Origin of the sequence: Spongisporangium articulatum, from assembly GCF_044465595.1 — a bacterium.
GTDB lineage: Bacteria > Actinomycetota > Actinomycetes > Actinomycetales > Kineosporiaceae > Spongisporangium > Spongisporangium articulatum.
This window is the reverse complement of record NZ_JBITLV010000001.1, coordinates 1238615-1250847: the sequence shown is the minus strand read 5'-3', so window position 1 is coordinate 1250847 and position 12233 is coordinate 1238615. Positions and strand designations below refer to the sequence as shown.

Below are 12233 nucleotides of genomic sequence, written 5' to 3'. Positions count from 1 at the left end.
AAGGATCTCCCATGGCACAGCGCATCGACGTCAAGGACCTCAACGTCTACTACGGGTCCTTCCTCGCGGTGGAGGACGTGCAGATGTCGATCGAGGCGCGGTCCGTGACCGCCTTCATCGGCCCCTCCGGCTGCGGCAAGTCCACCTTCCTGCGCACGCTGAACCGGATGCACGAGATGATTCGCGGCGCCCGCGTCGAGGGCACCGTCGAGCTGAACGGCCGTGACCTGTACAGCAAGGACATCGACCCGGTGGCGGTGCGCCGGACCATCGGCATGGTGTTTCAGCGGCCCAACCCGTTCCCGACCATGTCGATCTTCGACAACGTCGCGGCCGGGCTGCGGCTCAACGGCCAGAAGGACAAGAAGGTCCTGGCCGAGACGGTCGAGAAGTCGCTGCGCGGCGCCAACCTCTGGAACGAGGTCAAGGACCGGCTGAACAAGCCGGGTGCCGGCCTGTCGGGCGGGCAGCAGCAGCGGCTCTGCATCGCCCGGGCGATCGCCGTGAAGCCGCAGGTGCTGCTGATGGACGAGCCCTGCTCGGCGCTCGACCCGATCTCCACGATGGCCATCGAGGACCTGGTCAACGAGTTGAAGTCCGACTACACGATCGTCATCGTCACCCACAACATGCAGCAGGCGGCCCGGGTAAGCGACCGGACGGCGTTCTTCAACCTGGCCGCCACCGGCAAACCCGGCAAGCTGGTCGAGGTCGACGACACGACGAAGATCTTCAGCAACCCGACCGAGAAGGCCACCGAGGACTACATCTCCGGTCGTTTCGGCTGAGTCCTGCTCTACAGCAGGGTCTTTCAGTCCTCGCGGCGGCCGGAAGCAGCACCGGACGCCGCCACGCTCGGCGTGGGAGAAGGGGACGACGTGGGGCTCGGGGCCGGTTCGGCCGCCGGTCTGAGCACGGTCGGGGTCCGGAAGACGGTGCGCTGCAGGTTGACCGAGGTCAGCCCGAACCCGCCGACCGTGATGGCGTCGGTGGCCACGACCTGCCCCTGCTGCACGCCGGAGCGGGCCACGTAGACCAACGACGCGGCCAGGGGCAGCGGCTTGCCGTCGGCCAGCCGGGTCAGGCCGCGGGCGGTCAGGCCGGCGCCGCCCGTCGACCCCTCGACGAGGACCCGGGTCCCCGTCTTGTCCAGGCTGGTGTTCCGCGAGTGCGTGTGCCCCGCCATGATCGTCGGCACCCGGCCCAGCAGGGGCTGCAGATCGAAGGGCTCGTGCACCGCGGCGATCTCGACCGGGTTGTCGGGGTGCCGGGCGTCCCAGCCGTCGATGGTGGTGGCCAGGGTGCTGTTCACGCCGTACAGCGGCCCGCTCGGGCTGGGCGACACGCTCGGGCCGGCCGCACCGGTCGACGGGACCGGAGCGGACGCCGACGGTGACCCGGTCGACGAGGGTGAGACGGTGGCCGTCCCACCCCCACGGGTCGGACCGAAGCTCGGGCTGGCCGCCGCGTCGCCGTCCGGGGTGAAGTTCGGGTCGCCGATGCCGGCGATGGTCAACCCGGCCACCTCGACCACCCGGTCGTCCAGGACGATCGCGTTCTTCTGCGCGGCGACCGACCGTTGGGTGGCGGCCGAGTCGTGGTTGCCGCGCACGAAGACGTAGGGCACCGACAGCTGGCCGATGCGCGACAGCGTCGACGACTCGACCGTCGTCCCCCACGTCGTGATGTCGCCGGTGTCGACGACGACGTCGACCTTGAACTGCTGGACCAGGCGGTCGATCAGGTCGAAGGCCAGCGGGTTCAGGTGGATGTCGGAGACGTGCAGGACGGTCACGACGTCGTCGTCGTCGGACGTCGACAGCGTCGGCAGCGCGTCGGCCGTCGCGTACAGCGCGGTCACCGAGCGCACGATGTCGGCCAGCCCGCTGCGGTAGGTCTCGAGGCGCTGCAACGCGCTGGTGACCGACCCGGTGACGTACGGCGCCTGGCTGAGCAGACCGGTGAACTGCGGTTGCTGCAGGCGGTTCGGGTCGGCCGTCGCGGCCGTCGCACCCGCGGTCAGCACCAGTACACCGCTCAGCGTCGCCGCGACCTGCGCCAGCCGACGCCAGCGCAGCCGGAACACGAGCAGGCTGAGGACGAGCGCCCCGGCGAACGCGAACAGCACGGTCGTGAGGGCAGCCCTGATGACGGCGGTGCGCAGGGCACCCGGTGCGGTCTCGGTCAGCGCGCGCACCCCGGCGGGCGAGTCGATGAGCGACCGGGCGCCCTCCAGGTCGACCTGCGCGATGCGGCCCTCGACGGCGAACGGCGCCTTGTGCGTCGCGAAGTCCACCTCCCCCGCGGGCGGCAGGAGCAGCCGCACACCGGGGTCGAAACTCGGCACCACCCGGATCTTCGCCTGCAGCGGGCCGACCTCGGTCGTCGTCGCAGGCGCGAGCGCGGCCCCGAACACGGCCCCCAGCAACGCCACGACGAGCACCCCCGCGAGGGCGTGCCAGCGGCGGAACAGCCAGAGCCAGAAGGTCACGTAGGCGCGGTTCAGGGCGGAATACACAGGTACTCCCTCCCGACGACGCTCTCCCTGGCTTCTTCGACAAAGCCTTCCGTGATCTGCACACGGATGCGAATCGTGATCGAGAAAGGGGGGAAAGACGGACGTCGGACCGGGAGCGCCTCACGGCGCAAAGGCCGCTCTAGGCGGCTTCAGATGGGACCCGGGGCTACCGCGGTCCGACGCCCGGTGAGACCCCGGAGGGCGTCACCGTTCGATGGTAACCCGGCCCCGCGCCGGGATGTTCCCGCCGAACGGCTAGTACCCGACCTCGACGGGCTGGTGACAAGGTGGGCAAACGGACGGCTGAAACCCACGGGAGACCGCGTGACCGTTCGACCGCTGAGCGGCTTCGGGCCCGACGACCGGCTGGCGTGGACGAGTCCCGCGGACGCCCCCCTGACGTACCCCGGTGTGCGACCGATCGTGTCCTGCGTGCTGCACCGGCGACGACTGCTGGCGGTGCACGCGAGCCCGGGGCGTCCGGTGGGGCACTGGCGCGTCGGGCCCGAGTCGGCGTCTGCGACCCCGGTCCCGCTCGACGACTTCCTGCGACAGGCGGGCGCCGCCCCGACCGCTCGGCGCCACCCGGTACTGGCGATCGGTTCCAACGCCTCGCCGGCGCAGCTGCACCGGAAGTTGTCGCGCGCCGGCTGTTCGACGACGGTCCCGATCCTCCGGGTCGAGGTCCAGGGCCTGCGGGTCGGGGTCTCGGCGCACATCTCCGCCGCGGGCTACCTGCCGACGTCGCCGGTCCTCGAACCCGCAGCCGACGAGCGCCTCCACCTCCTGCTGCTGGACGCGGACCAGCTGGAGGCCGTCGACCGGACGGAACCGAACTACGTCCGGACGTTCGCGCCCCACACCACCGTCGGCGCCGGGTTGGAGTCGGGTGAGGTCCTGGGCGGGGTCCACGTCTACGCCGGCCGCCACGGCCTCCTGACCGACGAGGAGGGCCTGGCTCTGCGGCCCGCGGATCAACACCGGCTCGTCAGCGGCCTGCTGGCCCGCTCGGTGGCGCTGCGCGCGGTGATGGGCGAGACTCCGGAGGCCTTCGTGACGACGGCGCAGAACCGCCCGGACGCCCGGGCCCGGGGGACAGAGCTCTTCCGGACCGAGGGCCTGGTCATGACGCCTCGCGACCTCTCCCGGTAGCCCTACTCCAGTTCGCCGCGCCGCCAGAGGTTCGCGGCCTCTTCGAGCTCGGTGCCGGTGCGGGCCAGCGCCGAGGCCTGCTTGGCGAGTTCCACGGAGCGCAGCGGGTCGTCGTCGGAGCGCGTGATCAGACCCGCCGCGACGACGTGGCAGAACGCGGCGGCCCGCTCGAGCGCGTCGGCCAGGTCGGCGGTCACGGCGCCGGCCAGGACGCCGTCCGCCAGTTCCTGGACCTCGTCGGGACCGGGCGGTTCGGCCACCGCGGCCATCGCGTCGTGCAGCGGTGCCTGGTCACGCCCCCGCTCGAAGGAGTGCGCGACGCCCACCGGGTCGCGGCGGATGCCGGCCCGCAGCGCGTAGAGCCGCCACAGCGCCCCCGGCAGTGACCCCGCGGGCCGGGCGGACCAGAGCTCGGCGATCTCGTCGAGCCCCTCGTCGGCCAGCTTCAGCATGCGCTTCGTCAGGTCGGGGTCGAGGCCCGAGCGGCCCTGACGGACCAGCGCCGCGGCGGTCAGGTGGGCCGCCTCGATGCGCCGGGCCGGGTCGTCGGCGCCGACGAAGGCGTCCATCACCACCGGGCCGAACAGGGCGGGACGGCGGGGGCGGGCGCCGGGCGCGCGGCCCGGGTTGCGTGCGTGGTCGCTGCTCATCGCCGTCCATGCTGACACGTCGCTCCGACACGGCCCGGCGGACCAGCACGATCGGCCGAGCCCGGTGGGTGCGGTGTGACACAGCTACCACCAGGTGAGCGCAGTGCCACACCGTGCCCACGAGGCGAGGCAAGCCACGTGAGCACGGTGTCGCACCGCGCCCAAAGGCCGACGGCCGGTCCCGGGAGTCCCGGGACCGGCCGATCGGATCTGGCGTGTCAGGCCTTGCCGGCCATCGCCATGCGGCGAGCCGGGGTCGGCGACATGCGACGGCTGACGGAGCGGCCGTTCGCGGTGCGAGCCATCGGCACCATGGTGGTGCGCTTGGCGGTGGTGCGCTTGGCGGTGGCGCGCTTGGCCACGGTCCGCTTCGCGGCGGGCTTCGCGGCGGTGGCGCGCTTGGCCACGGTCCGCTTGGCGGCCGGCTTCGCGGCGACGGTGCGCTTGGCGGTGGCGCGCTTGGCCACCGTCTTCTTGGCGGTCGTGCGCTTGGCGACGGTGCGCTTCGCGACGGCCTTCTTGGCGACGGCCTTCTTGGCGACCGGCTTCTTGGCAGCGGTGCGCTTGGTGACCGTCTTGGTGGCGACGGACTTCTTGGCAGCGGTGCGCTTCGCGGCGGGCTTGGCAGCCGTGGTCCGCTTGGCGACCGTGCGCTTCGCGGCGGGCTTCGCAGCCGTGGTCCGCTTGGCGACCGTACGCTTCGCGGCGGGCTTCGCAGCCGTGGTCCGCTTGGCGACCGTGCGCTTCGCGGCGGGCTTCGCAGCCGTGGTCCGCTTGGCGACCGTGCGCTTCGCGGCGGGCTTCGCAGCCGTGGTCCGCTTCGCGACGGTGCGCTTCGCAGCCGGCTTCGCAGCCGACTTGACCGAGCGCTTCGCAGCCGGCTTCGCAGCCGACTTGACCGTGCGCTTCACGGCCGGCTTCGCAGCCGACTTGACCGTGCGCTTCACGGCCGGCTTCGCAGCCGACTTGACCGTGCGCTTCACGGCCGGCTTCGCAGCCGACTTGGCGGCGGTCCGCTGGGCCGGGATGGCCTTGCGGGTGGTCGACTTGGTCGCGGTGGACTTCGTCGTGGTGGTCTTCTTGGCGGCCGGGCGCACCGTCTTCTTCACGGTGGCCTTGGTGGCCGGCTTGGCCGTCCGCGCGGTGCGGGCAGCGGGCGCCGCCTTCCTCGCGGACCGCGTAGAAGCCTGCTTCTTCGCGGCGGGCTTGGAGTTCGAGGGCACTGTGCCTCCTGGGTAGTGACTCCGGTTCCTTACCGGGGTCTGCGTGGATCCAGCCACGTGAACCGAGGTGGTTCCCGTGTAGCCGGCGACATCTGGTCGCGGCCACTACATCGACCCCTTGACAGGCGGCTTTAACCCTGAGCGCAAAAACTTTTGTTCACCCGATCGGCGCAGCACGTCGCCCAACACCCGCAGGTCAGCGCTTGATCAGGTCCCACACGGCAGCCGCGTCCGGGCACGCGATCTCAATGTCGGAGCTACGTATTGCTCGAAATCATCCACCGGAGTGCAGGTTTCCGAGCAAAACCGCCGGACCTCACGCCCCCACGTACTGCGCGAGGTGCTCACCGGTGACCGTCGACCGCGCGGCGACGAGCTGCGCGGGCGTGCCCTCGAAGACCACCCGCCCACCGTCGTGACCGGCACCGGGACCGAGGTCGACGATCCAGTCGGCGTGCGCCATCACGGCCTGGTGGTGCTCGATGACGATGACGGACTTCCCCGAGTCGACGAGGCGGTCGAGCATCCCGAGCATGTTCTCCACGTCGGCCAGGTGCAGGCCGGTGGTGGGCTCGTCCAGGACGTAGATGCCGCCCGTGTCCCCCATCTGCGTGGCGAGCTTCAACCGCTGCCGCTCCCCGCCGGACAGCGTCGTCAACGGCTGGCCGAGCCGCACGTACCCGAGCCCGACGTCCATCAGCCGTTCCAGGACCTTGTGCGCGGCCGGCGTCCTCGCGTCGCCCACCCCGAAGAACTCGACCGCCTCCTCGACGGGCATCTCGAACACCTCGCTGATGTCGCGCCCGCCGAGCGTGTAGTCGAGAACCGACGCATCGAACCGCTTCCCACCGCACACCTCGCACGTGGTCGCGACGCCCGCCATCATCGCCAGGTCGGTGTAGACGACGCCCGCCCCCTTGCAGTTCGGGCACGCCCCTTCCGAGTTCGCGCTGAAAAGAGCGGGTTTCACCCCGTTCGCCTTCGCGAACGCCTTGCGTACCGGCTCCAGCAACCCCGTGTACGTGGCCGGGTTGCTGCGCCGCGAACCGCGGATCGGGGTCTGGTCGACGCTCACCACGTCGTCCCGCGTCGACACCGACCCGTGGATCAGCGAGCTCTTCCCCGAGCCGGCCACCCCGGTGACGACCACCAGCACGCCCAACGGGAGGTCGACGTCCACCGACTGCAGGTTGTGCGCCGAGGCGCCCCGCACCTCGAGCACCCCGGTGCGTTCGCGCACGGCCGGTTTCAGCGTCGCGCGGTCGTGGAGGTGCTTGCCGGTCAGGGTGCCGCTGCTGCTCAGCCCCTCGACCGTGCCCTCGTAGACCACCTCGCCCCCGGCCGTCCCGGCCCCCGGACCGAGGTCGACGACGTGGTCGGCGATCGCGATGGCCTCGGGCTTGTGCTCGACGACGAGCACCGTGTTGCCCTTGTCGCGCAGCTGCAGCAGCAGGTCGTTCATCCGCTGGATGTCGTGCGGGTGCAGGCCGATGGTCGGCTCGTCGAAGACGTAGGTGACGTCGGTCAGGGCCGAGCCGAGGTGCCGGATCATCTTCGTCCGCTGGGCCTCGCCGCCGGACAGCGTTCCCGAGGGCCGTTCCAGCGACAGGTACCCGAGCCCGATCTGCACGAACGAGTCCAGCACCTCCTGCAGCCCGGCCAGCAGCGGCGCCACGCTCGGTTCGTCGAGTTCGCGCACCCACGCCGCCAGGTCGCTGATCTGCATGGCGCAGGCGTCGGCGATCGAGATTCCCTTGATCTTCGAGGCTCGGGCGGCGGCGGTGAGCCGGGTGCCGTCGCACTCGGGGCAGGTGGTGAAGACGACGGCCCGCTCGACGAAGGCCCGCACGTGCGGCTGCAGCGAGTCGACGTCCTTCGACAGCATCGACTTCTGCATCCGCGGGACGAGGCCCTCATAGGTGATGTTGATGCCCTCGACCTTGATCTTGGTCGGCTCCTTGTAGAGCAGGTCGTCCAGCTGCCGCTTGGTGAACGACTTCACCGGCTTGTCCGGGTCGAAGAAGCCGCAGCCGCCGTAGATGCGGCCGTACCAGCCCTCCATCGAGTACCCGGGGAGCAGGATCGCCCCCTCCATGATCGACTTCTCCCGGTCGACGATCTGGTCCAGGTCGATGTCCGAGACGGAGCCGCGGCCCTCGCAGCGCGGGCACATCCCGCCGATCACCTCGAACGACCGGCGCTCCTTGGTCACCCGGCCGCCCTTCTCGACCGTCACGGCCCCCGCGCCGCTGATCGAGGCGACGTTGAACGAGAAGGCCTGGGCCGGGCCGCCGTACGGCTTGCCCAGCCGGCTGAACAGGATGCGCAGCATCGCGTTGGCGTCGGTCGCGGTGCCGACCGTGGAGCGCGGGTCGGCGCCCATCCGCTCCTGGTCGACGATGATCGCGGTGGTCAGGCCGTCGAGCAGGTCGACGTCCGGCCGGGCGAGCGTGGGCATGAAGCCCTGGATGAACGTGCTGTAGGTCTCGTTGATCATCCGCTGCGACTCGGCCGCGATGGTGGCGAAGACCAGGGAGCTCTTGCCCGACCCGGACACTCCGGTGAACACGGTCAGCCGCCGCTTGGGCAGCTCGACGCTCACGTCCTTCAGGTTGTTCTCGCGGGCGCCGTGCACCCGGATGAGGTCGTGGCTGTCGGCGACGTGCTGGGTCATGGCGGTGGGACTCCCCCAGGAGGCGGGCAGGGCAAGGCTCAGGCTAGGGAACCAACGGGAAGCAGCGCTTCCTCGTTCCTGCTCGCCCGGCGAGGGACGTCAGCTCGTGACGTCCTTGCGGTTGAAGTGCCACCACGCGGCCACGAACAGGACCAGCGCGTACCCGCAGGACAGCAGCGCCCCCCGGGCCATCCCGGTCCAGACGATCTGCGCGCCCAGTACGTCCGTGAACGCGTACTGGTAATGGGTGGGCAGCAGCTGCCGCCAGTCGCCCAGCGCGGTCACGGCGTCGAGGATGTTCGACACGATCACCAGCAGCACGGCCCCGCCGACCGCGCCCAGCGGCGCGTCGGTCCACACGCCGATCACGAACCCGAGCGCGGCGACGAACAGCAGCGACACCCCCAGGTAGGCGACCATCACGACCAGCCGCCAGAACAGCTCGCCGCCCGACAGCGTCACGCCCAGGGGCGTCCGCAGCGGGTCCCAGCCGAAGAACAGGCCACCGGCCAGGTAGGCGACGACGGGCAGCAGCACCAGCGCCACCACGCTGTAGGCGAGCGCCACGAGCAGCTTGCGCCACAGCAGGTGGCCGCGCGGGACGGGCAGCGCCAGCAGGTAGCGCAGCGACGACCACGACGCCTCGCTGGCCACGGTGTCGCCGAAGTACAGCGCCACCACGACCACGAGCAGGAACCCGGCGCTGACGAACAGCGTGAAGGTGGTGAAGTTGGCGGCCCCGACCGTCGCGAGGTCGACCAGCGCGGGGGCGTTGCCGCGGTCGTTGTCGTCGGAGCCGAGCTTGAAGGCCGCCACCAGGATGAACGGCAGCACCATCAGGAAGCCCAGCGACAGCTGGGTGCGCCGCCGGGTCAGCTGCCGGCGCGCCTCGACCCGGAACCCGAGGGTGCGCCGGGCCCGGTAACCGGCCGCCGCGCCGTCCGGGCTGGTCGACGGCCGCGGCGGCGGCGCCGAGCTGATGCCGGAGTGGCCTCCGCGTTCAGGCATCCTCGCCTCCCACCAGGGTCAGGAACGTCTCCTCCAGGCCGCGCTGCGGCGCGACCCGCGACACGTGATGGCCGGCGCCGACCAGCGCCTCGACCAACGCGGCCCGCGCGGGGGCGGCGGCGCTGACCACGAGCCCCGTGTCGGTGACCCGTACGTCGCCGACCCCCTCCACGGTCCCGGCCACCTCGCCCGCGTCGAACGGCTCGTCGACGTCGACCACGACGACGTGCGCCTCGCCGACCATCTCGGCCACCGGCCCCTGCGCCACCAGGCGACCGCGGGCCATCACGACGACGTGGCTGCAGGTCTGCTCGACCTCGGCCAGCAGGTGGCTCGACACCAGGACCGTGCGGCCGGTCGCCGCGTAGCGCTGCAGCACCTCGCGCATCTCGCGGATCTGCGGCGGGTCGAGCCCGTTGGTCGGCTCGTCGAGCACCAGCAGCTCCGGTAGCCCGAGCATGGCCTGGGCGATGGCCAACCGCTGCCGCATGCCCTGGCTGTACGTGCGGACCTTGCGGTGCACGTCGTCCCCGAGGCCGGCCACCTCCAGCGCCGCGCCGAACCGCGCGTCGTCGGCCGGCCGGCCGGTCGCCCGCCAGAACAGCTCGAGGTTCCGCAGCCCCGACAGGTGGGGCAGGAACCCCGGCCCCTCGACGAACGACCCGACCCGGGACAGCACGGGCGCACCGGGCCGCACGAGGTGCCCGAACACCCGGATGTCGCCCTCGGTCGGTGTGATCAGCCCCATCAGCATGCGCAGCGTCGTCGTCTTGCCGGCGCCGTTGGGCCCGAGCAGCCCGAGCACCTGGCCGGCCTCGACCCGGAAGGTCAGGTCGCTGACCGCGCGGAACCCGTCGCCGTACGCCTTGCCCAGCCCTTCGATCGCGATCGGCACCTCGGCGAGCCCGTCGTCCCCGGTCCGCCGGTCGCGCAGCGCGGCCCGGCGGCGCAGCGCGAGCCCGCCGACGAGCACCGCCGCGAGCGCGGCGGCCAGGAGGAGGGCCGCGATCCACGGCCCGCGGGACGACGACCCGTCGGCCTCGACGGCGAGCGGCACCGTGGGCAGGGTGAGCCCGCCGGTGCCGGCCAGCGAGATCCGGTAGGCGCGGGTGTCGAGCGGCACCGCGTAGGCCTGGTCGGTCGCGGACAGCACCACCCGCAGGCGGTGGCCGACGGGCACGTCGTGGACGACGCCGGGCAGCGCGATCGTCACCTCCCGTCCCGCTCCGGGCACGTTGCTCAGCCGGACGGGCGCGACCAGCTGCTCGGGCAGGGTGGTGGACCCGTTGGGGGCGACGTCGACCAGCGAGGCGAACAGTTCGACGTCGGTGGCGGTGGAGGTGATCTTCACGGTGACCCGGCCGGAACCGGTCACGGTCAGCGCCCGGGTGAGCGGGGCGGTGTCGAAGGTCGCGGTCTGACCGGGGAGGGCGGACAGGCTCGTGCCGCCGGTCGCGCTCGCGCCGGCGCTCGAGCCGAGCAGGCCCGTCAGGGCGCCCAGCCCGGGCAGCGACGTGAGCGCCGACGGGGTGGCGCCGGGGGGCGAGATGGCCAGCTGCTCCCTCCCGCTGAGCGGCAGGGACGCCGTCCGCAGGCTCTGCGCCGGCTGCCCGGGCTGCGCGGGCAGACCCGGGACGACGGCGGTCGAGCGGTGCTGCGGGGCCGGGTTGCTGTCGACGCTCGACACCACCCCGTCGGGCACGGTGACCCGGAACCGGTCGCCCGCTGGGGGTTTCCCGTGCAGCACCCGGTCGAGGAAGTCAGCCGTCAGCTGCCACTCGCGGTCGGTCTCGCTGGTGCCGCCGTCGTGGCCGTCGCCGGTCCAGACCAGGCTGACCGGGGTGCCGTTCGCCGCGATCTCGCGCGCGTTGGCGTCGGCCTCCGAGAGCGGGAACAGGGAGTCGGCCTCGCCCTGGATCAGCAGCGTCGGCGCGGTGATCCTCGCGGTGACCCGGGCCGGGCTGGAGGCGGCCAGCAGTTTCAGCAGGTCGGCCGTCGGGCGGCCCGACTCGGCGGTCTGCAGGTAGGCCAGGCACAGGTCGCCGGACAGGTTGCCGCACGCGTTCGACAGCGCCTGGAGGCTGAGCTGCTGCCGGGCCTGTTCGTCCCTGCTCAACCCGGGGGTGCGGGTCGTCGGGGTCGGGCTGGCCTGCGGCCCGGCCCCGGCCCGACCGCTGCCGCCGCCCGCGCCCGACCCGAGCGTGCTGCCGAAGAAGATCGCGGCCCACTGCTTCTTGAACGGTCCGGCCCCGGCGACCGGCGTGACCTGAGCGGCCGTGGTGGGCCGGCCGGTGGTGGCGAACTGCGGGAACAGGGCCTGGCGCAGGTCGTTCCAGGTGATGCTCGGGACCAGCGCGTCGACCCGCCGGTCGGTGCCGCCCAGCAGCAGGGCGAGCGCGCCGCCGTACGAGGCGCCGACCACCGCGACGTGCGGGTCGCCGGGCGCGTCGAGCTGCACCTCGGGCCGCTGAGCCAGGACGTCGAGCATCCGCTGCCCGTCCTTGACCTCGTAGTCGGGCGAGTCGAGGTGCACCTTGCCGTCGGAGAATCCGAAACCCCGGGCGCTGTAGGCGAGTACGACGTACCCGCGTTCGGCCAGGTACCGGGCCTGCGGGGCGACGCTGTCCATCGAGCCGCCGTAGCCGTGCGCGAGCAGGACCGCGGGGTGTTTCCCACCGCCGGTGGGCAGGTAGATCGTGCCCTCCAGCGTGACCGGCTGCTTGTCGACCTCGCGCACCCCCGCGACCCGCACGGACTCGACGCTGAACGTGCCGGCCGGCGCGCCGCCGCGGGTCAGCAGGAAGCCGAGCACGATCAGCAGGACGACGAGCGCCACCAGCAGGCGCGGTCGCCTCACCGCTGCACCCAGTCCCGCCCCCAGCTTCACCCGCCCAGCCTCACACATCGACGCGACGGCGCAGCACCGTCATCCGAACTGCCCAGTTCCAGATCGAGATGATGTCTCGTGGCGCGTCGGAACAGAGCCTGCGAAAACCCCGCGAACCGAC

General features: G+C 72.1%; 8 protein-coding genes. 2 read left to right on the top strand and 6 right to left on the bottom strand.

All coding sequences use genetic code 11. The features are described 5' to 3' along the window. Positions 1-11 precede the first annotated feature (11 nt). On the top strand, positions 12-788 hold the full coding sequence (pstB, locus tag ACIB24_RS05900) for a phosphate ABC transporter ATP-binding protein PstB (protein WP_398276505.1): 777 nt from the start codon (positions 12-14) through the stop codon (positions 786-788). A 23-nt stretch (positions 789-811) separates the two neighbouring features. Here pstB and ACIB24_RS05895 read toward each other — a convergent pair whose 3' ends face one another. Further along, positions 812-2518, bottom strand: coding sequence for a metallophosphoesterase (locus ACIB24_RS05895; protein WP_398276502.1), 1707 nt, complete (start codon positions 2516-2518; stop codon positions 812-814). 324 nt (positions 2519-2842) lie between these two features. On the opposite strand from ACIB24_RS05895, the gene ACIB24_RS05890 reads away from it, so the two are divergent. Beyond that, positions 2843-3670: a hypothetical protein gene (locus ACIB24_RS05890; protein WP_398276499.1), complete on the top strand. Its 828-nt coding sequence runs from the start codon at positions 2843-2845 to the stop codon at positions 3668-3670. 2 nt (positions 3671-3672) lie between these two features. Here ACIB24_RS05890 and ACIB24_RS05885 read toward each other — a convergent pair whose 3' ends face one another. The 5 genes from ACIB24_RS05885 to ACIB24_RS05865 form a co-directional block, all read right to left on the bottom strand. Continuing rightward, on the bottom strand, positions 3673-4320 hold the full coding sequence (locus tag ACIB24_RS05885; protein WP_398276497.1) for a hypothetical protein: 648 nt from the start codon (positions 4318-4320) through the stop codon (positions 3673-3675). A 218-nt stretch (positions 4321-4538) separates the two neighbouring features. Continuing rightward, complete coding sequence (locus ACIB24_RS05880) at positions 4539-5543, bottom strand: histone H1-like repetitive region-containing protein (protein WP_398276495.1); 1005 nt, start codon at positions 5541-5543, stop codon at positions 4539-4541. A 316-nt stretch (positions 5544-5859) separates the two neighbouring features. Further along, a complete protein-coding gene (locus ACIB24_RS05875) occupies positions 5860-8217 on the bottom strand; it encodes an ATP-binding cassette domain-containing protein (protein WP_398276492.1) in 2358 nt (785 codons plus the stop codon). 99 nt (positions 8218-8316) lie between these two features. After that, entirely contained in the window at positions 8317-9225 is a 909-nt protein-coding gene (locus ACIB24_RS05870; RefSeq protein WP_398276489.1) for an ABC transporter permease, read from the bottom strand. Continuing rightward, positions 9218-12130 (bottom strand): alpha/beta fold hydrolase, encoded by a 2913-nt coding sequence (locus ACIB24_RS05865; protein WP_398276486.1) that lies wholly within the window; start codon positions 12128-12130, stop codon positions 9218-9220. Before ACIB24_RS05865 ends, ACIB24_RS05870 begins: the two co-directional genes overlap by 8 nt. Between the last annotated feature and the right edge of the window lie 103 nt (positions 12131-12233).

Excerpts from the sequence above, each read along its gene's own strand:
- pstB (WP_398276505.1), top strand. The coding sequence starts at position 12 with ATGGCACAGCGCATCGACGTCAAGGACCTCAACGTCTACTACGGGTCC.
- ACIB24_RS05885 (WP_398276497.1), bottom strand. The coding sequence starts at position 4,320 with ATGAGCAGCGACCACGCACGCAACCCGGGCCGCGCGCCCGGCGCCCGC.
- ACIB24_RS05875 (WP_398276492.1), bottom strand. The coding sequence starts at position 8,217 with ATGACCCAGCACGTCGCCGACAGCCACGACCTCATCCGGGTGCACGGC.
- ACIB24_RS05870 (WP_398276489.1), bottom strand. The coding sequence starts at position 9,225 with ATGCCTGAACGCGGAGGCCACTCCGGCATCAGCTCGGCGCCGCCGCCG.
- ACIB24_RS05865 (WP_398276486.1), bottom strand. The coding sequence starts at position 12,130 with ATGTGTGAGGCTGGGCGGGTGAAGCTGGGGGCGGGACTGGGTGCAGCG.